Annotated in this window: 18 protein-coding genes, 2 pseudogenes and 1 riboswitch; of the genes and pseudogenes, 11 read left to right on the top strand and 9 right to left on the bottom strand. The window is 72.1% G+C overall.

The genetic code is table 11. The annotated features are described in order from the left end of the window. From SALPAC4_RS0123255 to SALPAC4_RS0123245, 3 genes are read left to right on the top strand one after another with little or no spacing between them, the layout of a single operon-like run. Positions 1–1,287 carry a lysine N(6)-hydroxylase/L-ornithine N(5)-oxygenase family protein gene (locus SALPAC4_RS0123255; RefSeq protein ID WP_019872415.1) on the top strand — a complete coding sequence of 429 codons (1,287 nt, stop codon included), beginning with the start codon at positions 1–3 and terminating at the stop codon, positions 1,285–1,287. Further along, positions 1,284–1,850 carry a GNAT family N-acetyltransferase gene (locus SALPAC4_RS0123250; protein ID WP_019872414.1) on the top strand — a complete coding sequence of 189 codons (567 nt, stop codon included), beginning with the start codon at positions 1,284–1,286 and terminating at the stop codon, positions 1,848–1,850. Before SALPAC4_RS0123255 ends, SALPAC4_RS0123250 begins: the two co-directional genes overlap by 4 nt. Further along, positions 1,847–3,637: an IucA/IucC family protein gene (locus tag SALPAC4_RS0123245; protein WP_019872413.1), complete on the top strand. Its 1,791-nt coding sequence runs from the start codon at positions 1,847–1,849 to the stop codon at positions 3,635–3,637. The genes SALPAC4_RS0123250 and SALPAC4_RS0123245 overlap by 4 nt, the downstream gene beginning before the upstream one ends. Positions 3,638–3,646: 9 nt before the next feature. On the opposite strand, the gene SALPAC4_RS0123240 is transcribed toward SALPAC4_RS0123245, so the two are convergent. From SALPAC4_RS0123240 to SALPAC4_RS0123225, 4 genes are read right to left on the bottom strand one after another with little or no spacing between them, the layout of a single operon-like run. Continuing rightward, positions 3,647–4,711, bottom strand: a complete 1,065-nt coding sequence (locus SALPAC4_RS0123240; protein ID WP_019872412.1) for an ABC transporter ATP-binding protein — start codon at positions 4,709–4,711, stop codon at positions 3,647–3,649. Then, complete coding sequence (locus SALPAC4_RS0123235; protein WP_018730519.1) at positions 4,708–5,553, bottom strand: ABC transporter permease; 846 nt, start codon at positions 5,551–5,553, stop codon at positions 4,708–4,710. The genes SALPAC4_RS0123240 and SALPAC4_RS0123235 overlap by 4 nt, the downstream gene beginning before the upstream one ends. Further along, on the bottom strand, positions 5,550–6,317 hold the full coding sequence (modA, locus tag SALPAC4_RS0123230; protein ID WP_027645029.1) for a molybdate ABC transporter substrate-binding protein: 768 nt from the start codon (positions 6,315–6,317) through the stop codon (positions 5,550–5,552). The genes SALPAC4_RS0123235 and modA overlap by 4 nt, the downstream gene beginning before the upstream one ends. Further along, on the bottom strand, positions 6,314–6,739 hold the full coding sequence (locus tag SALPAC4_RS0123225) for a TOBE domain-containing protein (protein ID WP_018730517.1): 426 nt from the start codon (positions 6,737–6,739) through the stop codon (positions 6,314–6,316). The genes modA and SALPAC4_RS0123225 overlap by 4 nt, the downstream gene beginning before the upstream one ends. A 254-nt stretch (positions 6,740–6,993) precedes the next feature. Here SALPAC4_RS0123225 and SALPAC4_RS0123220 point away from each other — a divergent pair, with 254 nt between their 5' ends. Both SALPAC4_RS0123220 and SALPAC4_RS0123215 read left to right on the top strand, forming a co-directional pair. Further along, on the top strand, positions 6,994–7,416 hold the full coding sequence (locus tag SALPAC4_RS0123220; RefSeq protein WP_019872410.1) for a Fur family transcriptional regulator: 423 nt from the start codon (positions 6,994–6,996) through the stop codon (positions 7,414–7,416). Positions 7,417–7,535: 119 nt separating this feature from the next. Continuing rightward, positions 7,536–8,672, top strand: coding sequence for a carboxylate-amine ligase (locus tag SALPAC4_RS0123215; protein WP_019872409.1), 1,137 nt, complete (start codon positions 7,536–7,538; stop codon positions 8,670–8,672). A 64-nt stretch (positions 8,673–8,736) separates the two neighbouring features. On the opposite strand, the gene SALPAC4_RS0123210 is transcribed toward SALPAC4_RS0123215, so the two are convergent. Beyond that, on the bottom strand, positions 8,737–10,518 hold the full coding sequence (locus tag SALPAC4_RS0123210) for an N-acetylglutaminylglutamine amidotransferase (RefSeq protein WP_080640949.1): 1,782 nt from the start codon (positions 10,516–10,518) through the stop codon (positions 8,737–8,739). A gap of 408 nt (positions 10,519–10,926) precedes the next feature. Here SALPAC4_RS0123210 and SALPAC4_RS0123205 point away from each other — a divergent pair, with 408 nt between their 5' ends. Both SALPAC4_RS0123205 and SALPAC4_RS0123200 read left to right on the top strand, forming a co-directional pair. After that, the gene (locus tag SALPAC4_RS0123205; RefSeq protein WP_019872407.1) at positions 10,927–11,853 is read left to right on the top strand and encodes an ABC transporter ATP-binding protein; all 927 of its coding nucleotides are present in this window, start codon (positions 10,927–10,929) and stop codon (positions 11,851–11,853) included. Further along, the gene (locus tag SALPAC4_RS0123200) at positions 11,850–13,472 is read left to right on the top strand and encodes an ABC transporter permease (RefSeq protein ID WP_019872406.1); all 1,623 of its coding nucleotides are present in this window, start codon (positions 11,850–11,852) and stop codon (positions 13,470–13,472) included. Before SALPAC4_RS0123205 ends, SALPAC4_RS0123200 begins: the two co-directional genes overlap by 4 nt. A gap of 26 nt (positions 13,473–13,498) precedes the next feature. Here SALPAC4_RS0123200 and SALPAC4_RS0123195 read toward each other — a convergent pair whose 3' ends face one another. Continuing rightward, the gene (locus SALPAC4_RS0123195) at positions 13,499–14,461 is read right to left on the bottom strand and encodes a hypothetical protein (RefSeq protein WP_019872405.1); all 963 of its coding nucleotides are present in this window, start codon (positions 14,459–14,461) and stop codon (positions 13,499–13,501) included. Positions 14,462–14,880: 419 nt separating this feature from the next. On the opposite strand from SALPAC4_RS0123195, the pseudogene SALPAC4_RS27825 reads away from it, so the two are divergent. Next, positions 14,881–15,063: pseudogene (locus SALPAC4_RS27825) on the top strand (MFS transporter); the annotation flags it as partial. A 333-nt stretch (positions 15,064–15,396) separates the two neighbouring features. Here SALPAC4_RS27825 and SALPAC4_RS28710 read toward each other — a convergent pair. Together SALPAC4_RS28710 and SALPAC4_RS0123180 are read right to left on the bottom strand one after the other, a co-directional pair. After that, positions 15,397–15,647 (bottom strand): annotated as a pseudogene (locus SALPAC4_RS28710) (antibiotic acetyltransferase); the annotation flags it as partial. 28 nt (positions 15,648–15,675) lie between these two features. Next, the gene (locus SALPAC4_RS0123180; RefSeq protein WP_019872402.1) at positions 15,676–16,662 is read right to left on the bottom strand and encodes a LacI family DNA-binding transcriptional regulator; all 987 of its coding nucleotides are present in this window, start codon (positions 16,660–16,662) and stop codon (positions 15,676–15,678) included. A 162-nt stretch (positions 16,663–16,824) separates the two neighbouring features. Here SALPAC4_RS0123180 and SALPAC4_RS0123175 point away from each other — a divergent pair, with 162 nt between their 5' ends. Beyond that, entirely contained in the window at positions 16,825–18,039 is a 1,215-nt protein-coding gene (locus SALPAC4_RS0123175) for an MFS transporter (protein ID WP_027645028.1), read from the top strand. 138 nt (positions 18,040–18,177) lie between these two features. Here the strand turns inward: SALPAC4_RS0123175 and SALPAC4_RS0123170 are convergent, their stop codons facing one another. Next, positions 18,178–19,833: an FAD-binding dehydrogenase gene (locus SALPAC4_RS0123170; RefSeq protein ID WP_018736573.1), complete on the bottom strand. Its 1,656-nt coding sequence runs from the start codon at positions 19,831–19,833 to the stop codon at positions 18,178–18,180. Between the two features lie 200 nt (positions 19,834–20,033). Here SALPAC4_RS0123170 and SALPAC4_RS0123165 point away from each other — a divergent pair, with 200 nt between their 5' ends. Both SALPAC4_RS0123165 and SALPAC4_RS0123160 read left to right on the top strand, forming a co-directional pair. Continuing rightward, a complete protein-coding gene (locus tag SALPAC4_RS0123165) occupies positions 20,034–21,242 on the top strand; it encodes a PucR family transcriptional regulator (RefSeq protein ID WP_027645027.1) in 1,209 nt (402 codons plus the stop codon). Between the two features lie 136 nt (positions 21,243–21,378). Then, positions 21,379–21,723: a hypothetical protein gene (locus SALPAC4_RS0123160; protein ID WP_018730504.1), complete on the top strand. Its 345-nt coding sequence runs from the start codon at positions 21,379–21,381 to the stop codon at positions 21,721–21,723. A 109-nt stretch (positions 21,724–21,832) separates the two neighbouring features. Continuing rightward, positions 21,833–21,963: riboswitch (cobalamin riboswitch) on the top strand. Positions 21,964–21,987 lie beyond the last annotated feature (24 nt).

Here is a 21,987-nt window from a genome sequence, read left to right as displayed (position 1 = left end):
ATGACCACCCACGACTTCATCGCGATCGGGCTCGGCCCCTACAACCTGGGCTTGGCCTGCCTGACCGAGCCGATCTCCGAGCTGGACGGGCTCTTCCTTGAGGCCCGGGCCGATGTCTCCTGGCACCCCGGCATGCTGCTGGAGTCCACCCGACTGCAGACGCCGTTCCTCGCCGACCTGGTGACCTTCGCCGATCCCACCTCGCCGTTCTCCTTCGTCAACTACCTGAAGGAGACCGGCCGGCTCTACCCCTTCTACATCCGGGAGAGCTTCTTCCCGCTGCGGGCGGAGTACGACGCGTACTGCCGGTGGGCGGCAGACCGGCTGTCGAACCTGCACTTCGGGCACACCGTCACCACGGTGGAGTACGACGAGGTCAACGGCGAGTACGTGGTGCACGCGGAGACCGCCGACGGCCCGGTCACCCACCGGGCCCGGCGCCTGGTGCTCGGCACCGGCACCTCGCCCGAGCTGCCCGCCGTCTGCCAGGGGCTGGGCGGGGACGTGTTCCACAACTCCCGCTACCTCGAGCACCGGGACACACTGCGGAGCAAGCGGAGCATCACGATCGTCGGTAGTGGGCAGAGCGCCGCCGAGATCTACCACGAACTGCTCACCGACATCGACACCTACGGTTACCAGCTCAACTGGGTGACGCGGTCGCCCCGCTACTTCCCGCTTGAGTACACGAAGCTGACGCTGGAGATGACGTCACCGGACTACGTGGACTACTTCCACGCGCTGCCGGAGGAGACCCGCTACCGGCTGGAGTCCGAGCAGGTCGGGCTGCTCAAGGGGATCAACTCCGACCTCATCAACAGCATCTTCGACCTGTTGTACGCGCGCAGCGTCGACGGCCCGGTCCGTACCCGGCTGCTCACCAACACCGAGCTGGTCAGCGCCGCTCACGACGCCGGTACGTACACGTTGGGTCTGCGCCACCACGAGCAGGGCCGGGACTTCACCCTCGACACCGAGGGCCTGGTGCTGGCCACCGGCTACCGGTTCCAGGTGCCGGCGTTCGTGGACGGGATCCGGGACCGACTCCGTTGGGACAGCCACGGCCGGTTCGACATCGCCCGTAACTACAGCATCGACCACACCGGACGGGAGGTCTTCCTCCAGAACGGCGGCACCCACACGCACAGCGTCACCTCACCCGACCTGGGCATGGGACCGTACCGGAACTCGTACCTCATCCGGGAGCTGCTCGGCCGGGAGTACTACCCGGTGGAGAAGAGCGTCACCTTCCAGGAGTTCGGGGCCCCGGCGGCGGTGGACTCGTGACCGTGCACACCCGCCAAGACCCGCTCCTGGGCGAGTTCACGCTGCGCGCTCTCGACCCGGAGGGTCACGCCCCACTGCTGCACCGCTGGGTAACGCACCCGAAGGCGGCCTTCTGGCTGATGCAGGACGCCGACGTGGCGCAGGTCGCCGCTGAGTACCGGCGCATCGCCGACCACCCGCACCACGACGCGTACCTCGGGTGGCACCAGGGGGCACCGGTGTTTCTCGCCGAACGCTACGACCCGGCCCACGTGGAACTCGTGGGCCGGTACGACGCGCACCCCGGTGACGTCGGCATGCACTTCCTCTGTGCGCCCACCGAGGCGCCCGTGCCCGGGTTCACCCATGCCGTCCTCACGACGGTGCTGGACTGGCTCTTCGCCGACCCCGCCACCCAGCGGGTCGTGGTGGAGCCGGACATCCGAAACACCGCTGTCCACGCCCGCAATGCCGCCGTGGGTTTCCAGGTCGTCGGCCCGGTGGCGCTACCGGCGAAGACCGCCCTCCTGAGCATTTGCACCCGTACGGCCTTTCGCGCGGCGACCGAAGGAGCGCCCGCATGACCCCCGGCGACGCCGTCACGCACCTCACCCCGGCGCGCTGGGAGCAGGCCAACCGGCTGCTGGTGCGCAAGGCCCTCGCCGAGTTCGCGCACGAACGGCTGCTCACCCCGGAGCCGATGCCGGCCGAGCCGGGGCGCTACCGCGTCCGCAGCGACGACGGCACGATCGAGTACCGCTTCACCGCCCGGCTGCTCGCCCTGGACCACTGGCAGATCGACCCCGACAGCATCACCCGACACGGGGAGTCCGGGCAGCTGTCCGTTGACGCCGGCGACTTCTGCCTGGAACTGCGCGGCGCGCTCGGTCTCTCCGACCGGGTCCTGCCGGTCTACCTGGAGGAGATCACCGCTACCCTCGCCGGGACCGCGTACAAGCTCGCCCGAGGTGGGCCGGCGGCGGAGGAACTGGTCAACGCCGACTTCCAGACCGTGGAGTCGGCGATGACCGAGGGACACCCCTGCTTCGTGGCCAACAACGGCCGGCTCGGGTTCAGCTCTGACGACTACCACCGGTACGCGCCGGAGGCCGCCGCGCCGGTGCGGCTGATCTGGCTCGCCGCGCACCGGGACCACTCGACCTTCAGCTGCTCGGCCGAGCTGGACTACGACACCCTGATCCGTGCCGAGTTGGATGAGCAGACCCGGGCCCGGTTCGCCGCCACCCTGGCCGGGCTCGGCCTGGACCTCGCCGACCATCACCTGATCCCGGTGCATCCCTGGCAGTGGCAGCACAAGCTCTCGGTGACCTTCGCCGGGGAGGTGGCCCGCCGGCACCTGATCTACCTCGGTGCGGGGCCGGACGACTACCGGGCCCAGCAGTCCATCCGGACCTTCTTCAACCTGACCGAACCCGGCCGGCACTATGTGAAGACCGCGCTGTCCGTGCTGAACATGGGCTTCATGCGGGGCCTGTCGGCCGCCTACATGGCGGCCACCCCGGCCATCAACGACTGGCTCGCCGACCTGATCGACGGCGACGAGGTGTTCCGCGGCACCGGGCTGACCATCCTGCGCGAGCGGGCTGCCGTCGGCTACCGGCATGGGCAGTACGAGGCGGCGACGGATCGCTACTCCCCGTACCGAAAGATGCTGGCGGCGCTGTGGCGGGAAAGCCCGGTGCAGGGGTTGGCTCCGGGCCGGCGACTGGCCACCATGGCCTCGCTCCTGCACGTTGACCCGGACGGTCGGTCCCACACCGCCGCGCTGATCGCCGCCTCGGGGCTGACCCCGGCGGCCTGGCTCCGCCGCTACCTCGACGCCTACCTGGTGCCGTTGCTGCACGCCTTCTACGCGCACGACCTCGTGTTCATGCCGCACGGCGAGAACGTCATCCTGGTCCTGCACGAGGGCGTGGTCGAGCGGGTGATCTTCAAGGACATCGCCGAGGAGATCGCGGTGATGAGCGCCGACGCGCCGTTGCCACCGGCGGTGGAGCGGATCCGAGCCGACGTACCGGAGGAGATGCGACTGCTGTCGATCTTCACCGATGTCATCGACTGCTTCCTGCGGCACCTCAACGCCGTGCTGGTCGAGGCGGGGGTCTGCCCGGAGGAGACCTTCTGGCGGACGGTTGCCGAATCCGCCGCCGGATACCTGGACCGGGTGCCGCACCTGGCCGAGCGGGCCCGCCGGTACGACCTCTTCGCGCCCGAGTTCGCGCTCTCCTGCCTCAACCGGCTGCAGCTGCGCGACAACCAGCAGATGGTTGACCTCGCCGACCCGGCTGGGGCGCTGCAACTCGTCGGCACCCTGGCCAACCCGCTCGCCCCGTACCGCCCCGGCACCTGAGAGCCCGAACTAGCCCGCCGGGTAGGCGTGCGTCTCCGTCACCCGGACCGCGGCCCACACCCGTTGGCCCGGTATCAGGCGCAGGGTCGCCGCGGTCGCGGGTGGTACGTCGGCCGCGACCCGGAGTGGCCCGTCCAACTGCACCCGCAGGTTGTCGCCGTGGCGCTGCACCCCGGCGATCGTGGCCGGCCAGGTGTTGGGTGGGCTACCGGCGGGCTGGTCGTCGTGCAGCGCCACCGCCGAGGGGCGGAACGCGACGAAGGCGTCCCCGTCGAGGTGCTCCGGGACGGTGAGCAGGAGGTCGTCGGCGACCCGAACAGAGTTGTTCTCGGCCTGGCCCCGGTGCAGGTTCAGCCCAACCAGCTGGGCGACGTAGTCGGTACGGGGCCGGGTGGTGACGGCGGCCGCATCCCCCTCCTGGACCACCCGGCCCTCCTCCACGATCACCAGCCGGTCGGCCAGCACCAGCGCGTCGAGCGGGTCGTGCGTGACCAGCACGGTGGCGCCGGGGTGGGCGGCCAGGTGCCGGTGCAGCTCGGCGCGGGTGTCCAGGCGGGTACGGGCGTCCAGGGCGGCCAGCGGCTCGTCGAGCAGCAGCACGGCCGGCCGTACCGCGAGCGCTCGGGCCAGCGCCACCCGCTGGGCCTGCCCGCCGGAGAGCTGCCCGGGTCGCCGGCGGGCGTGCTCGACCAGCCCCACCCGGGCCAGCCATTCGCCGGCGCTGCGCCGGGCCGTCCGCCGGTTGGCGCCGTGCCGGCGGGGACCGAAGGCCACGTTGTCGAGCGCGTTCAGGTGGGGGAAGAGCAGATAGTCCTGGAAGACCACGCCGACCGAACGGTGCTCGGCGGGGACGAACCTGCGCCGGTCCGGCCGGTCCAGGTCGCTGCCCGCCACCGTGATGTGGCCGGCGGTCAGGGGCTGCAGACCGGCAAGCGCCCGTAGGGCGGTCGTCTTGCCGGCGCCGTTTGGACCCAGCAGCGCCACCACCTCACCGGCGGCGACCCGCAGCGGTACGTCCAGCCGGAAGTCACCCCGCTCCACCGCGAGGCGCGCGTCCAGTAGGTGCCCGGTCATGGTGTGTTGATCCATCGGTCGCGTAGCCCCGCCAGGATCACGACCGAGACGACGAGCAGAATCAGGCTGAGTACGATCGCGGCCTCGACATCGGTCTCCAGCGCCAGGTAGACCGCGAGCGGCATGGTCTGGGTCCGGCCTGGGTAGTTACCGGCGAAGGTGATCGTGGCACCGAACTCGCCCAGCGCGCGGGCCCAGCACAGTACCGCGCCGGCGGCCAGGCCCGGGCCGACCAGTGGCACGGTGACGTGCGTGAACGTGGTCCACCGGCCGGCGCCGAGGGTGGCCGCGGCCTCCTCGTATCGGCGGTCGGCACCTCGCAGTGCCCCCTCCACGGCGATGACCAGGAACGGCATCGCCACGAACGCCTCGGCGAACACCACGCCGGCGGTGGTGAACGGCAGTGTGAATCCGAAGGTCTGGTCGAGCCAGCCGCCGATCAGCCCGCGCCGACCGAAGACCAGCAGCAGGGCCACCCCGCCCACCACCGGCGGGAGCACCAGGGGCACGGTCACCAGGGCGCGTACCAGCCGCCGGCCGGGGAACTCCACCCGGGCGAGCAGCCACGCCAGCGGTACTCCGAGCAGCAGGCAGAGCAGGGTCGCCAGGGTGGCGGTGAGCAGCGACAGCCGCAGTGCGGCGAGTACCCCGGGCTCGGCGAGCCGCTGCGGCAGGGTGCTCCACGGGGTGCGGGCCAGCAGACCGATCAGCGGCAGGGTCAGGAAGGCCAGACCGAGCAGCGCCGGCAGCAGCAACGCGACCGGAACGCCACTGTCCGGCCGCCGGGCACCACGCGGCCGGCGGGAGCTCGCCGGCCGGACCGGCTGGTCGATGAGCGTCACGGCGCCTGGAACCCGGCCTCGGTGAGCACCGCCTGTGACTCGGCGGACCGGACGTGGGTCACGAAGGCGTGGGCCGCGGTCGGGTTCGGCGCGTCGGCCAACACGGCGATCGGGTAGTCGTTGACGGCCTGGGCGGACTCGTGGAATTCCACCGCCGCCACCTCCGGCGCGGCGGCCCGGGTGTCGGTGCGGTAGACGAGGGCGGCGTCCACCTCACCCAGCCGCACCTTCGCCAGGGCCCCCCGAACGTCCGCCTCCAGGGTGACCGGGGTCAGCGCGATTCCGGCGACGTCGAGTGCCCGCCGGGCCGCCGACCCACACGGCACCTGCTCGGCACAGAGCGCCACCTTCAGCCCAGGCCGGGTCAGGTCACCCAGGCTTCGTACCCCCTCGGGGTTGCCGGCGGCGACCGCGATGACGAGCTGGTTGCGGACGAAGACGGCCGGCGTGCCGTCCGTGCCGTCGGCGGTGGTGACGGCGGCCAGGTGGTGTGGGGCGGCGGAGGCGAAGACATCCGCCGGGGCGCCTTCGGTGATCTGGGTGGCGAGGGCGGAGCTGCCGGCGAAGTTGAACACGACGGTGCTGCCCGGGTGGGCTGCCTCGAAGTCGCGCCCGATCCGGTCGAACGTCGCGGTGAGGGAGGCGGCGGCGAAGACGGTCACCGTGCCGGTCACGCGACCGTCGGCGGTTTCGCCGCCTGGGGCGCCACAGCCGGCCAGGACCAGCGTGAGGGCACCCGCCACGACCGCGGTACGCGGCCTCACGGCACCGGCCTTCCCCGGGTGCCGGCCGGCGGCGTAGCCCGCTCGACCAGTACGTTCGTTGACTTGATCACGGCGACGGCCAGCGAGCCGACCCGCAGGTCCAGTTCGTCAACGGCCTCCCGGCTCATCAGGGAGACGATGCGGAACGGGCCGGCCTGGATGTCGACCTGAGCCATCACGGTGTCCCGGACGACGCCGACGACGATGCCGCGTAGTCGGTTGCGGGCCGACGAGGCGTCGGACCGCTCGTCGCGCTCGGCCGCCTGCGCGCGGGCGAACGCCGCCAGATCCACCCCGTCCACGGCGCGGTGTCCGTGCTCGTCGCGTTCTGCCCGAATGCGCCCGGCGTCGATCCAGCGGCGGACGGTGTCGGCGCTCACCCCGAGTAGCTCGGCCGCTTCCCCGATCCGGAACCTCGTCACCCGGTCACCCTAACGTCTGCATCCGAGAGCTGTTGACCCGCTTCTCCCCAGCGGTTGCAAGGCATCAGAGTTAAAGTTCCTCGCAACCACGAGGTGTGGCCGGGTCGGGCACCGGCGTGCCGACCTGACCCGGTGGTCAGCCGACCCATCGGCGGCAGGATCGACGGGGGGTGGCCGACGCCGCGGGCCGGCCCGACCCCGACCGCGCATAATGTGGGTACGCCGGAGCTGCCCCGGCGGTCAGCACACGTGAGATGGTGGGGAGTACGGTGCCGCAGACGATTCCGAACGCAACCCGGAACACCCGGCAGCGAGCCGAGGTGCTCGCACTGCTTGGGGAAGTCGACGGGTTCCATACGGCGCAGCAACTGCACCGGATGCTCCGCGACCGCGACGCCCGGGTGGGCCTGACCACCGTCTACCGCACCCTGCAGCTTCTGGTGGACGCCGGTGAGATCGACTCCACCCGGCTGCCGGGCGGCGAACAGCTCTTCCGCCAGTGCAGCCAGAGTCGGCACCACCACCACCTGGTCTGCCGGTCCTGCGGACGGACCGTGGAGGTGGCCGGCCCGGCGGTCGAACGCTGGGCCGACCAGGTGGCGGCCGAGCACGGCTACACCGAGGTCGGGCACACCCTGGAGATCTTCGGCAACTGCGCCGCCTGCGCCGCGACCTGACCTCTGCCGGGCTGCCATGAGCCGGGGCGTTTCCCGCCCCGCCGGCCGGGAAATCGGCACGGCGGCACCCCGGCAACGCGGCGTCTCGCGCGCCGCCCGACGAACGGACGCCGATCGCCATGACGTACCGTCCGGCCACCGACCGTCCCGACCTGGACACCCTCACCCTCGGGGTGGAGGAGGAGTTTCTGCTGCTGGACTCCGATACGGGGGAGAGCATGCCGGTCGCCGCTCGGGTACTCGACGGGTTGTCCGGCACCGCCTACGAGCAGAGCCGGCAGGAGTTTCGACACAGCATGGTCGAGATGGTCACGCCGGTCGTATCCGACCTGACGGAGCTGCGGCGACACCTGGTGGCGCTGCGCACCGCCGCCATTGACGCGGCCGAGGCCGCGGGCGCCCGCCTCGTCGCGGTGGGAGCGACTCCGGTGAACGAGGCGCACCGGACCGTACCGGACGAACCTCGCTACCACGCGATGTCCCGGCGGTTCGGACCGGTCGCGCACGACCCGGCGGTCTGCGGCTGTCACGTGCACGTCGGTGTGCCCGACCGGGAACTGGCGGTCCAGGTCTGCAATCACCTGCGCCCGTGGTTGCCGGTCGTGCAGGCCCTCACCGTCAACTCCCCGCTGCACGACGGCCAGGACACCGGGCACGCGAGCTGGCGAGGAATGCAGCTGGAGCGTTGGCCGAGTATCGGCCCCACCCCGTACTTCGACTCGGCCGCCGACTACGACGCCACGGTGGCGGATCTGATCAAGGCGGGGATCATGCTCGACGCCGGGATGGTCTACTGGTATGTCCGGCCCTCCGTCGCGTACCCCACGGTCGAGGTTCGGGTTGGCGACGTCTGTCCCACGGTTGACGACACGGTGCTGGTGGCTGCGTTGGTACGAGCCCTCGTCGCGACCCTCGCGGCGGAGGTCCGGGACGGTGCCCGCGCCACCCGGATCCGTGGCTGCCTGGTCTCCGCCGCCCACTGGCGAGCCGCTCACGACGGGCTCGACGGTGACCTTGTCGACCTTCGTACCGGACACGCCCGGCCGGCCTGGGACCTGGTGGACGAGATGGTCGCCCTCGTCACGCCCGCCCTGGAGCGCCAGGGTGACCGGGGGTATGTGCTCGACCAGCTAACTCGGCTCCGGGACGAGGGCACCGGTGCGGCACGACAGCGTCGGATTCTGGAGCGGACCGGCTGCGATGTCCGCGCCGTGCTGGCCCACCTGGCCGCACAGACCCGCCCCGTCCCGGCCTGAGCCGGACCGCCCGTCCTGCCGCTGGGCTGAACCGCCCGTCGTAGCGGTGGTGCGGCCGCCCGTCCTACCGCTGGTGCGTCTGCAGCCACAGCTCCAGCAGCCCCAGCTGCCACAGCTTGTTGCTGCCGGCCGCGGCCTGCGTCGCCGCCGGATCGGCGAGCAGTTCGTCAACGTACTCGGGCTGGAACAGCCCCCGTTCCTGGGCGGCCGGTGCCCGCAGCGCGTCGAGCACCAGCTCCCGCACCCGCCCGGAGACGTTGCGCAGCGCCGGCACCGGAAAGTACCCCTTCGGCCGGTCGATCACCTCCGCCGGCAGCACCTCCCGGGCGATCTCCTTGAGCACGCCCTTGCCGCCCTGCGCCACCTTGTGCTCGGGCGGACAGGCCGCGGCGAGCGCGACCAGGTCCTGGTCCAGGAAGGGGGTGCGGACCTCCAACCCCCACGCCATGGACATACTGTCCACCCGCTTGACCGGGTCATCGGGGAGCATCCGGTGCGTGTCCAGGCGTAGCACCGCGTCCAGCGCCGTCTCCGCGCCCGGCGCGGCCAACTCGGCGACGAGCAGTTCCCGGCTGGCGTCCCGGTCATGGGCGTACGCCGGACTGACAACCCGGGACAGCTCGGCGTGGTCACGGTCGAAGAAGGAGGCGGCGAACACCTCCGCCGCCCCGTCCCGGGGCGCCGTCGCGAGCGGCTGGTGGTAGCCGTACCCAGCGAACACCTCGTCCGCGCCCTGCCCCGACTGGGCCACCTTGACGTGCTTGGCCACCTGCTCGCTGAGCAGGTGGAAGGCCACCACGTCGTGGCTGCCCATCGGCTCGGTCATCGCGGCGATCGTGGCCCGTACCGCCGGTAGGAGGTCGTTGTCGGCGAGCCGGATCCGCCGGTGGTCGGTGCCGAAGGCCCGGGCCACCTGGTCGGAGTAGTGGAACTCGTCGCCGACCTCGTCGCCCTGGCTGTCGAACCCGATGCTGAACGTCTGCAGCTGGTCTTGGCCCGCCTCGGCCAGCAGGGCCACGATGAGACTGGAGTCCAGTCCACCGGAGAGCAACACCCCGACCGGGACGTCCGCCACCAGCCGCCGGCGAACCGCTGCGCGCAGGGCGTCCCCGACCGCTGCCTGCCAGTCCCGGGCATCCCGACCGGCGTGGGCGGGGTCGCGGGCATACTCCGGCTGCCAGTAGACGTGTTCGCGGCTGCGCCCGTCCGCCTCGACCACCCGCAGCGTCGCCGGGGGCAGCTTCCGGACGCCGCGCAGTACGGTCCGCGGCGCCGGCACAATCGAGTGCCAGGAGAGGTAGTGGTGCAGGGCAACGGGGTCGATGTCGGTGTCCACCTCGCCGGCGTGCAGTAGCGCGGGCAGAGTTGAGGCGAAGCGCAGGCGACCGGGGGACTCCGCCAGGTATAGCGGCTTGATGCCGAGCCGGTCACGGGCCAGCAGCAGCCGCTGGCGGGTCCGGTCGAACAGCCCGATCGCGAACATGCCGACCAGGTGGTCGACGAAGGCTTCCCCCCACTCGGCGTACGCCACCAGGATGACTTCGGTGTCACTGGTGGAGCGGAAGGTGTGCCCGGCGGCTCGGAGCTCCTCGCGCAACTGCGGATAGTTGTAGATACACCCATTGAAGACCAACGCTGAGCCGAGGTCCTCGCGCACCATCGGTTGGGCACCGGCGTCGGAGAGATCGATGATGGTGAGCCGGCGGTGTCCGAGGGCTACCCAGCCGTCCGTCCAGTGGCCGGTGTCGTCCGGGCCGCGGGACTCCATCGCCTGGCTCATCCGGATCACCGCCTCGGTGTCCGGCCTCGATCCGTCAAAACGCGCTTCCCCGCTGATGCCGCACACGCTCAGTGCCCCTCTGGCCGCTGTCCGGGGGCCCGGGAGGGCCGATGGCCGAGCGTCGAATCCATGGCCACCGTCCCGTCGCACCGTTTCACCTGGCCACCGGGCCTGGCCCGGGCCCCGTCCCGCGGACGGGTGCGCCGGGTACCCGGGCTCGGGGTCGCTCAAACCCGCCCCGGTGCCCGGCACCGGCCAGACCGCGCGGTGTTCTCCCGCGGCCAGCATCGGGCGTCGTGGTCGGCCAGCCGGCGACCGGCGCACCGGTGGCGCTTCGCCGTCCGGACCGAGCTTCGAGGCGGACCCACGACCGGTATAGCGTGGCGCGGGACCCCTAGGGTGGTGGCGACCGGTTCACCCGGGTGGGGTACCGACGTGCGCACCCGGCGCGAACTGACGGCGACAGGAGATCCCATGCCCGTTATCGCGATTGACGGCCTGGTGAAGAGCTTCGGCGCGGTCCGGGCGCTCGACGGGCTCAACCTGCAGGTGGAGGCGGGGGAGGTGCACGGCTTTCTCGGGCCCAACGGCTCCGGGAAGTCCACCACCATCCGCGTCCTGCTCGGGCTGCTGCGCGGTGACGCCGGCCAGGTGCGGCTCCTCGACGGTGACCCGTGGCGCGACGCGGTGACGCTGCACCGCCGACTCGCCTACGTGCCGGGCGACGTGAACCTGTGGCCCAACCTCTCCGGCGGGGAGGCGATCGACCTGTTCGGGGCCCTGCGCGGTGGCTTGGACCAGCGCCGTCGCGACGAGCTGTTGGAGCGGTTCGACCTCGATCCGACGAAGAAGTGCCGGGCCTACTCCAAGGGCAACCGGCAGAAGGTGGCGATCGTCGCCGCCTTCGCCTCCGAGGTCGAGCTGTACGTGCTCGACGAGCCGACCTCCGGGCTCGATCCGTTGATGGAGGCGGTGTTCCAGGAAGAGGTGCGGCGGCTCACCGGCAACGGCGCCACGGTGCTGCTCTCCAGTCACGTGCTCGCCGAGGTGGAGGCGCTCTGCGACCGGGTCAGCATCATCCGCGCCGGCCGGACCGTCGAGTCCGGCTCCCTGAGTGAGCTGCGGCACCTCGCCCGCACCACGGTCACCGTCGAGACGGTGCGCCCGTTGACCGGTGTCGCGGAGCTACCCGGCGTGCACGAGGTCCGGGCCGTTGACGGCCGGGTCCGGTTGGAGGTCGAGCCGGAGCACCTCGACGCGTTGCTCGCCCACCTGATCCGCTTCGAGGTCCGGGCGCTGGTGAGCGCACCGCCCACCCTGGAGGAGCTGTTCCTGCGGCACTACGACGGGGCCGACGACGGCCAGGTCGTCGCCGACCGCGGCGCGGAGCCGGCCCAGTGAGCGCATTCACCGGCACCGGCCGACTGGCCCGGCTCGTCCTGCGCCGCGACCGGATCAAGCTCGGGGCCTGGCTGCTCGGTACGCCGCTACTCGGGTTCGCCCTCGCCGGTAGCGTCATCGAGTTCTATCCCGACGAGGCCGCTCGCCTCAGCTATGCCGACACCGCGCTCACCAGCGTGGTGGCGCGCGCCTTCAACGGGCCGATCTTCAACGCCGACCTGGGCTCGATCGTCGTCGCCGAGGCGTACCTGACGTTAACCCTGCTTGCCGCCCTGGTCAGCACGTTCGCCGTCGTCCGGCACACCCGGCAGAACGAGGAGACCGGCCGGGCGGAGCTGCTCGGTGCGGCGGTCGTCGGTCGGCACGCGTTGCTCACCGCCCCGTTGCTTGTGGTCGTCGGGGCGAACGTCGCCGCCGCCCTCCTCCTCGGGCTGGCCTTCGCCGCCGCCGGCCTGCCGCTGGCCGGATCCCTCGCCGCCGCCGGGGCGGTCGGCGGCGTCGGCGTCGCCTTCACCGCCGTCGCCGCCGTCACCGCCCAGCTCACGGTTACCTCCCGTGGTGCGAACGCGCTGGCCGCGGCCGCGATCGGGGTGGCGTTCCTGCTCCGCGCCGCCGGGGATGTCCTGGGTGAGCGGGACGGGCTGCAACTGGTGAGCGCCTGGCCGTCCTGGCTCTCCCCGCTCGGCTGGGGCAACCAGGTACGCGCGTTCGGCGTCGAGCGGTGGTGGGTTCTGGGCCTGCCGGTCGTGTTACTGGTCGGCGCCACCCTGGCCGCGTTCGGTCTCGCCCGTCGGCGGGACCTCGGCGCCGGGTTGCTGAGCGACCGGCGGGGGCCGGCCCGTGCCGCCGCCGGCCTGCTCAGCCCGAGCGGACTGCTCTGGCGGCTGCACCGCGGCTCCCTGGTCGGCTGGTCGGTGGCGGTGGTGATCCTCGGGGTCTCGATGGGCTTCGCCGCGGACGAGGTCAACGACGTGATCGCCGAGAATCCGGCCGCCGCCGAGCTGATCGCCGCGATGGGCGGCGGGGTTGACGACCTGGTTGACGCGTTCCTCGCCGCGATGCTGGGGGTGTTCGCGTTGGTCATCGGCGCGTACGTGGTGCAGGCGTTGCTGCGTACCCGCGCCGACGAGTCGGGCGGCGTCCTGGAGGCGGTACTCGCGACCGCGGTGGGCCGGGTTCGCTGGCTGGCCACCCAGGTGGTGGGCGCCGCCCTGGGCGCGGCGGTCCTCGTGCTGCTGGCCGGGCTCGCGACCGGCCTCGGCTACGGACTCGCGGCCGGTGATCCGGGCCGGTGGGCGCTCCACCTGGGCGGGGCCGGGCTGCTGCAGCTACCGGCGTTGCTGGTGGTGACGGGCTTGGTGACCGCGCTGCTCGGGTTGGTTCCCCGGTGGTCGGTGTCGCTGTCCTGGGCGGTGCTGATCGGATTCCTGCTGTTGGGGCAGCTCGGCGCGGCGCTCGACCTGCCGCAGGCGGTGCTCAACCTCTCGCCGTACACCCATGTCCCGGCGGTGCCGGCGGTCGAGGTGACCGTGCTGCCGCTGGTGCTGCTCACCGCCGTGGCCGGTGCGCTGCTCGCCGCCGGGCTGGTCGGCTTCCGCCGCCGCGACGTTCCCAGCTGAGCGGCGCGCAGCTCGAGTCCGGGGCGTTAGCCGGAGACCTCCGGCTCCGGCTCCGTTTCGGACTCCGGGCCGGTGTGGCGTTGGCGTAATAGTTCGCTGCTCCACCGCGCGGCGGCCCGCTGCTCGGAGAGGGTCCGCTCCCGGGCGCGGGCGAGCTCCTCGCGGACCGTCTCCGGGACATCGCCGTCGGGCAGGTCGGCGAGAATCGCCGACCAGCGTCGGTTGAGCTGCTCGGCGTAGCGGGCGCGGCGTAGCAACTCCTCGTGCCGGCAGTCCAGCGCGATCACCCGTTCCCAGTAGGGCTGGAGGGCTTGACGGACTCGTTCATCGAGTTGTACCCACGCCCTGGGGCGGCAGGTGACCGTTTGACCGCCGCGCTCGAACGACCACGGTTCCTGCTGGGCGAGCTTCCGCTGCAGCTGTGCCTCCAGCTCGCCGGCCCGGTGGGGTGCGACGGTGCGGGCGAGATCGGCGGCGATGCTGGTGAGCCGTTGGCTGGCCGGTGGCAGGAAGTAGTGGGCGTACCAGGCCAATTGATCCGGTCGTAGTCCCTGTGAACGCCAGGTGAGGTCGGCGCGGATGGTGAAGGTGAAGACGTAGCCCCGGGCGAAGACGGTGATCGGACCGGCCGGCTCCCGCCGCTCGATCGGGTCCTGCGGTGGGGGTGGGGCTGGTCCCTGCTTCGCGGCCGTGTCGACGGTACGGGCCACCGTGAGCAGCCACCGCCACAGCCGCCGGGTGGTCGGTGCCAGCCGGGTGGCGAGTCGCCGGGCCGCTGAGACCAGCTGGGTGGCGAACCGACGGGCCGCTGGTGTCAGCCGGGCGGTGACTCGCCGCGCTCCGGCTGCGAGCCGTGTCGCGCTCCGTCGGCAGGCCCGCACTGGCCGGGCCCAGCGGCCAGGTCGCGTGGCGTCCGGCGCGGCCTGGCGGTGCTGATCCGGATCGGGGGCTACGGGCGGCGGAGGCGCCTCCGCCGGGCCGTCGGCCATGTCGCCTCCCTCGTCCGTCAACCGGTCCGCCGGGCCGAAGGGTGGTGCGGTCGGTGCCAGGTACGAGGGGAGTGCCGGCAGGTGCGGTGTCGCCGCGTACTCACGTTAACAAGGACCGGGCCGGTGGGGCGGCAGCGGCGCGGCGTGCCGGTCGGTGCTCGGCTGACTGCGCGCGAGCCGACGCGGGGAGACTCGGTGTGTGTTGAGAATGCTTCTCGGGGTGTGCCCGTGCGGCACGGCCCAAGCGCCACCGCTCGGGCGAGAGGATCCAGTCGTGAGGTGTCCCCGGCGACCCGCCATCGTTCGCTGTTGGCGGCCGGGCGGCCGGGCGGCCGGGCGGCCGGGCGGCCGGGCGGCCTGGCGGGAGCCGCGGACCCTGCTGATCGGCCTGTTTGTGTTGGTCGCGGCATTCAGTGAGGCCGGCGCGGGGCAGCGTGGTCGCCGCGATCGGCTACACCGCGTTCCTCGCCGACCCGCCCTTGCTGGGCCTGATCGGCGACCGGGTCGGGACACCGCACGCCCTGCTGGTGGTACCGATTTTGCTGTTGTTGTCGGTCGCGTTGGTGCCCGCCACCCGCCCTCCTCGTGAACTCCGTGAATGATCAACGAATCGTCGCTGTGGCAGGGAGCCGAGCTGGCGGAGGAACTCTGAGGCGGACGCCCGATGGCGGGTCATCAAAGCGTGCCCGGCCTGATGGGCCTTGGCCCGGCCGCTGTCGAGCTGCCCCAGCAATGCGACTGACGGCTCGGCGATGCGGATCATCAGCGCATCGCCGGAACCGGTTACCCGAAATAGCGTCGTGCGCCCGTCGTGCCCCTCCTGATGGGGCAGCTCGACAGCGAGTAGACCGGAAGTACCCCGGTTCCGTCGGGAGCGACAAATGAGTCGTCCCCCGTAGCGGCCCCGAACCGATGATTCCGATGGATAAGACCCGTCAGCCCTTGGGCGGCGCGGCGGTCTCCAGGGCGTCAATGCTGCCGGACATGATCGTGCGAATGTGATCGGTGATGAGTGGTAAACGGCCCTACCAGGCAACCGCCATCAGGCGGGCAACCTCTTCCTCGGGGAAGCGGCGGCCAAAAACCGGGCCGGGTTGCCGCCGACGAGGCTGTATTCGGGGACATCGTGAACGACGACAGATCCAGAAGCAACGATCGCCCCGCTGCCGATGCGCACGCCGGGCATTGCCGTTTGTGCGGAGTAGTGCGTTGCGTCAGCCGCTCATCCGGTGCACCGGGCGGGACGGAAAGAGCGTTGGCGGTAGGACCGCATCGCCGTTGAGTACGGCGGTCACGGCTGCTGTCGCGATTCCGGCGACCGGGTGGGTGGACGTGGTGAGCGAGGGGTTGGTCATCGCGGCCAGTGGAGTGTCGTCGAAGCCGGTCACCGCGATGTCCCCGGGGACTTGGACGCCATCGCTGAGAAGCCCGTTGATCACGCCGAACGAGGTCACGTCGCTGGCGCCGACGATCGCGTCGGTGTCCGGCCAGCGGGCCAGCACCTCCCGGGCTGCGGCACGCCCTCGGCCCGCGGTGAAGTCACCCCGAACCAGCCGGGGTGGCAGCCCCGCCGCGCGGAGCACTCCCCGGTAGGCGCGTACCGAGCGGCCGGCGCAGGGTAGCCAGCGAGAACCACTGATCATGGCGATGCGGCGGCGGCCCGTCGCGTACAGGTGCTCCACCAGCGCTGTGGTGCCGCCACCGTTGTCGATGTCGAAGGAGGCCACCACGGAGGAACCGACGCCGAGCGAGGCGACCCGGCCGCGCAGCGTGGGCGGCACGGCGGCCAGGACCGCGGGGGTGGTGTTGACCAGGATCAACCCGCTCACCCCGCGCTGCTCGCCGAGCTGGCGCAGCTGGGCCAGGTCCCGGGTCGGCAGCCAGTGCAGGGCCACACCGACGCCGTGCGGGGCGCACACCCGGGCGGCGGCGCCGACAACCTGGTCGACGTACGGGTCCTCGAGCACCCGGGGCGAGGTGCCGTGGACCACCGTGACCAGCCGCACACCGGTGCCCCGGACCAGGGCGCGGGCGGCCGGGTCCGGCACGTAGCCGAGCTGCTCGGCGGCGGCGGTGACCCGGTCGCGGGTATGGGCCGCGGCGTATCCGTTGTTGGCGAGTACTCGAGAGGCGGTGGCCCGGGAGACGTCGGCCACCCGAGCCACATCCGCCAGGGTCGGCGCGCGCTGCGGTGCCGGCATCGTGGTCCCCCGTTCCCGTCGCCGGGGCGACGCTTGTCGTCAGGACATTATTGCTCGGCCCGACGGCGTTGACCTGCGGGCACTTTTTCGGTTTGCACTGAGAACGTTCTCAGGGGTGTGCTCGTGCGGCCAGGACCAATACTCAAGCGAAAGGAACCTGTGGTGAGCAGCGTCACATCCGCGGCCGCGCCTGCTGCCGCACACCGGTTGGTGCGCACCGCCCGCACCGGTGTCGCGGTGGTGTTCGCCCTCAACGGCCTCGCCATCGGGTCCTGGTTTGCCCGGGTGCCGGCGGTCCGGGAGGCGCTTGACCTCACCGCCGGCCGGCTAGGGCTGCTGTTGCTCGCGATGTCGGCGGGAGCGGTACTGGCGATGCCCACCTCCGGTCTGGTCGCCCAGCGACTGGGCACCGCCCGGACGGTGGCGGTGGCGACCCTGTTGGTGGCTGTGGGCTTGGGGATCGCCGGCGTCAGCGCGAGCGCGGCGGGCTGGCTGCCCGGGGTGGCGGTGGGTCTGGTTGTCCTTGGCTACGGCACCGGTACCTGTGACGTCGCGATGAACATTGAGGGTGCCGCGGTTGAGCGGCGGCTCGGTCGTACGGTGATGCCGCGGTTCCACGCGGCCTGGAGCCTGGGCTCGGTGGCGGGGGCTGGCCTCGGTGCGGTGGCCGCTGAGGTGGGGCTGGCGCTGGCGGTCCACCTGCCGCTCGTTGGCGTGGTGGTGCTGCTCGGCACGGTGTCCGGCACTCGGGCGTTCCTGCCGGTCCCCGAGCCGGCGCCGGACGGTGACGCGGGCTCCGCGGCGGCCCGCCGCCGGGCGGTGCTGGCCGCCTGGCGGGAGCCGCGGACCCTGCTGATCGGCCTGTTTGTGCTGGTAGCAGCGTTCAGTGAAGGGGTCGCCACCGATTGGGTCGCGGTCGCGTTCGTGGATGGCTACGGGGTCACCGAGGCGGCCGGAGCCGCCGTCTACGGCGTGTTCGTGATCGGCATGACCGTAGGACGGACCGTCGGCACCCTCGCCCTGGACCGCTGGGGCCGGGTGCCCGTGCTCGGCACCACGATCCTGCTCGCCGTGGTCGGCGTGATCGTGGCGGTGCTGGCCGGTTCCGGACCGGTTGCGGTCGCCGGGGTGGCGCTGTGGGGCCTCGGCATTTCCCTCAGCTTCCCGGTGGGGATGAGCGCTGCGGCCAACGCGGAGGAGCACGCCGCGGCCCGGGTCAGCGTGGTGGCCGTGATCGGCTACACCGCGTTCCTCGCCGGACCGCCGCTGCTGGGCCTGCTCGGGGACCGGGTCGGGACGCTGCAGGCCCTGCTGGTCGTGCCGGTCCTGCTGCTGCCGTCGCTGGCGTTGCTGCCGGTGACCCGCCCTCCCCGCTGATCGTCCCGGCCCGGCCGCACCCTGCTGACGTGCCTGGTCGCTGCGTTCGCGGTGCTCGGCCCGACCGCGGTGCAGGTCGGCGTCGCCCACGGACTGTGGATCCACACCTTCGAACGGTGGCCCGCCCGGCCCAGCCGGTCAGCTGAGCTGGCGGGCGGCGGCGCGGCCGGCGACCCGGCCGGAGAAGAGGCAGCCGCCGAGGAAGGAGCCCTCCAGGGCGTTGTAGCCCATCATGCCGCCACCGCCGAACCCGGCCACCTCGCCAGCGGCGTAGAGGCCGGGAAAGACGTCGCCGTCGCGGGTCCGGCAGCGACCGTCCAGGTCGGTCTCCAGCCCACCGAGGGTCTTGCGGGAGAGGATGTTGAGCCGGACGGCGATCAACGGCCCGGCCTTCGGATCCAGGAGGCGATGCGGCGCGGCGACCCGCAGGAGCCGGTCACCGCGGTAGTTGCGGGCGGAGCGGATCGCCTTGACCTGGGCGTCCTTGCAGAAGGTGTTGGTGAGCTGTCGGTCCCGCTCGGTGACGAGCGTACGGATCCGGCCTACCTCGATCGCCGGCACGTCCGGGTCGGCGATGCGGTTCATCCCGGTGACGAGGTCGTCGAGGGTGTCCGCGACGACGAAGTCCTCGCCGTGCCGCTTGAACGCCTCGACCGGTCCGGGAGCACCGGCCCGTACCCGGGACAGCAGCAGCTTGAGGTCCTTGCCGGTCAGGTCCGGGTTCTGCTCGGAGCCGGAGAGCGCGAACTCCTTCTCGATGATCTTCTGGGTGAGTAGGAACCAGGAGTAGTCGTAGCCGCTGCGGCGCAGGTGGCGCAGGGTGCCGAGGGTGTCGAAGCCGGGGAAGTACGGAGCCGGCAGCCGGTTGCCGGCGGCGTCCAGCCAGAGCGAGGAGGGGCCGGGCAGGATGCGAATTCCGTGGTTCTCCCAGATCGGATCCCAGTTCCGTAGCCCTTCGACGTAGTGCCACATCCGGTCCGGGTTGATGATGTTGGCGCCGGCCTCCTCGGCGATGCCGAGCATCCGGCCGTCCACGTGGGCCGGCACTCCGGCCACCATCCGCTTCGGCGGGCTGCCGAGCCGTGCCGGCCACGCCCGGCGGATCAGGTCGTGGTTGCCGCCGATGCCGCCGCTGGTGACGATGACAGCCTGGGCCCGGGCCTGGAACTCGCCGACCACGGTGCGGCTGCTCGGCCGGCCTCGCTCGGCCGTGGTCGGCTCCAGCCGGCTGCCGTGCACCCCGACCACCGCGCCGGCTTCCACGAGTAGCCCGTCAACCTGGTGGCGGAACGCGAACCGGATCCGCCCGGTGTCGACGTGCGCCCGGACCCGTCGCTCGAACGGCTCCACCACGCCGGGACCGGTGCCCCAGGTGATGTGGAACCGTGGAACCGAGTTGCCGTGCCCACCGGGCCGGCCGTCGCCGCGTTCGGCCCAGCCGACCACCGGGAAGACGCGATGCCCGTACTGCCGTAGCCAGGACCGCTTCTCTCCGGCGGCGAACTCCAGGTACGCCTCGGCCCAGGCGCGCGGCCACCGGTCCTCGTCCCGGTCGAACTGGGCGCTGCCGAACCAGTCCTGCCGGGCCAGCTCGAGGGAGTCCCGGACGCCCATCCGCCGCTGCTCGGGGCTGTCAACCAGGAACAGTCCGCCCAGGCTCCAGAAGGCCTGCCCGCCCAGGTTCTGCTCCCCCTCCTGGTCAACGAGGAGCACGCTCCGGCCGAGGTCTGCCGCCTCAGCGGCGGCGACCAGCCCGGCCAGGCCGGCTCCGACCACGACGACGTCAGCTTCCACGGCTGCCTCCTATCGGTGCGGGCGGGCATTGACCCGCTTCCGGGCCGCTCGCGGGGGCAAGGCGGCGCCGGGGGTTGCCCCACCGTGCCGCAGTCAACCGGGCGACGCCACCACTTCCGCGCCAGGTGAGCATGAGTATTGTCAATCCGCGCGGTCCGGGGAGGTCGGGCCGGCTGGCAGTGCGAGGGGCGGTGACCGGGGTGGGCCTCGCGGAACGCCTGGTCATGCATCGGATGCTCACCGAGCGTAACTCGCCCCTGGTGGATGAGATGGTCGGCGCGGTCGTTGACCAGGTCCCGATCTACCGCGAACTCAGCGACACCCAACTGCGGGAGGTTACGGCCATCGCCCAGTGGGCCGTCACCCGGCTCACCGAGATGTGGGTGGATGGCACTCGGCTGACTGCCCGGGACATCAGCCGCTTTCGGGGCATCGGTGCCACCCGTGCCACCGACGGTCGACCACTGCTGGCGGTGCTGCGTGCCTATCGGGTCGCGGCGGCCATCATCACCGACGCTGTCGCCGAGCACGCCCCGCCCGGGCTGACCGTCGCCGACCTCGCCGCGCTGGTGCAGGCCCTCGTCGCCGCGCTTGACGAGTTGTCCGAGGCGCTGGCCAACGGCTACCAGCACAAGGCCGCCGAGTTGATCACCGACCGGCGCCGGCTGATCGACGAGTTTCTGCACGATCTGCTCGCCGGTCGCCAGACCTCGCCCGGCGCCCTCGCCGACCGTACCGAGCAGCTCAACGTCCGTGTTCCCGCCAGCTTCGGCCTCCTCCTCGCCGTCGGCGACCAGGCCAGTCCGGAGACCCACCCGGCCCGCGTGGCCGCGCTCGTTGCGTCGCCAGCCGTCGGCGCGGACCACGGCCCGGTCGACCTGAGTACCGGAGCGCTGCTGAGCACGGTGCGGGCCGGCGCGGGTGTGCTGCTGCTCCCGGACGAGCACGATCGGTCCGCGGTCGCGACGGCCGTGGCCGCCGGCGGCTGGCGGGCCTGTCTGATCAGTGGCGCTTCCCCGGCGACCCTGCCGCAGGACTACCGGGCCGCGGTAGCCGCGCTCGAGCACGCGCCCGTGGCGGCGTTCGCCCGCCGGACCCTCCTCGACCGCGGCGACGCGCTCACCGTCGCGGTACTGCATGGCGCGCCCCCCGTTGACCGTGCCGCACTGCACGCCGCGGTCCTCGGGCCGGTGCTCACCCCCGCCAACGCCCACCTGCTCGAGGGGCTGCACGCGTACCTCACCCACGGGTCGGCGATCGAGGCCGCGGCCACGATCGGACTGCACCCACAGACCATGCGCCATCGGCTCCGCCGGCTCACCGAGCTCACTGGCCGCAGCTTGACCCACTCCTGGGACCGGCTCGTGCTCGCGGTGACGCACGCCTCACTCCCGCCCCCGTCGCGCTGAGCCGGCCAGCCCTGTGGACCTGGCTCCACCCGCTCACGACGTACCCTCAGCCCGGCATCAGGGGGCGTACAGATGGCGCTCAGCCAAGGGTGGTGCACTGGAGGCCGGCGGCACTGGAGATGCAAGGAGGAGCGGCATGGGCTGGTTCAGTCGGAAGCGGTCGCGTACCTGGGGATCTGACGGGGTGCCGACCAAGCTCGACCGGGAGGGCACCCGTGCGGACCTGGTGGCGCTGGAGCAGTTCGTCGCCAGCCGGACCGGAGTCGAGTTCTACCTGGAGCCGGAGACGACGGCGACGGACACGACGGTGGTGGCGATCGCGCACGACGGTGAGTGGATTCGCCGCCGTACCAGGTCGCCACGGGTTGCCGCGGAGCTTGCCCGCCGGCTGGCCCTGCCGCTGTACGAAGCGGCCAAGATGGGCTATCCCGAGCGGATGCGCGCCTGGAACCGGGCCCACCCGGAGCGGCGCCTTCGGTAGTCGCCGCGCCCGGGGCCATGGCTCCGGGACCGGTTGACCCACTGGTCTCACCTCGGTTGCGTTGACCGGGACGTAGCGGTGTGGCAGAGTTCGCGGCCGGACGGCAGTGAAGGAAGCCGGTGTGAATCCGGCGCGGTCCCGCCACTGTCACCGGGGAGCGATCCTCCTTGTGGAGCCACGACCGTGCGTCGCGCGGTTGGAAGGCCGGGGGTGAGCGTCAATCCGGGAGCCAGGATACTTCGGCCGTCGGTGCACCCCAGGGCG

This window comes from Salinispora oceanensis (assembly GCF_000383575.1).
GTDB lineage: Bacteria > Actinomycetota > Actinomycetes > Mycobacteriales > Micromonosporaceae > Micromonospora > Micromonospora oceanensis.
This window is presented reverse-complemented; position numbering and strand designations above follow the sequence as displayed.

What these genes read in the sequence shown, in the direction of transcription:
- SALPAC4_RS0123255 (WP_019872415.1), top strand. Translation starts at nt 1, where the DNA reads ATGACCACCCACGACTTCATCGCGATCGGGCTCGGCCCCTACAACCTG.
- SALPAC4_RS0123245 (WP_019872413.1), top strand. Translation starts at nt 1,847, where the DNA reads ATGACCCCCGGCGACGCCGTCACGCACCTCACCCCGGCGCGCTGGGAG.
- SALPAC4_RS0123240 (WP_019872412.1), bottom strand. Translation starts at nt 4,711, where the DNA reads ATGACCGGGCACCTACTGGACGCGCGCCTCGCGGTGGAGCGGGGTGAC.
- SALPAC4_RS0123220 (WP_019872410.1), top strand. Translation starts at nt 6,994, where the DNA reads ATGGTGGGGAGTACGGTGCCGCAGACGATTCCGAACGCAACCCGGAAC.
- SALPAC4_RS0123215 (WP_019872409.1), top strand. Translation starts at nt 7,536, where the DNA reads ATGACGTACCGTCCGGCCACCGACCGTCCCGACCTGGACACCCTCACC.
- SALPAC4_RS0123205 (WP_019872407.1), top strand. Translation starts at nt 10,927, where the DNA reads ATGCCCGTTATCGCGATTGACGGCCTGGTGAAGAGCTTCGGCGCGGTC.
- SALPAC4_RS0123195 (WP_019872405.1), bottom strand. Translation starts at nt 14,461, where the DNA reads ATGGCCGACGGCCCGGCGGAGGCGCCTCCGCCGCCCGTAGCCCCCGAT.
- SALPAC4_RS0123180 (WP_019872402.1), bottom strand. Translation starts at nt 16,662, where the DNA reads ATGCCGGCACCGCAGCGCGCGCCGACCCTGGCGGATGTGGCTCGGGTG.
- SALPAC4_RS0123160 (WP_018730504.1), top strand. Translation starts at nt 21,379, where the DNA reads ATGGGCTGGTTCAGTCGGAAGCGGTCGCGTACCTGGGGATCTGACGGG.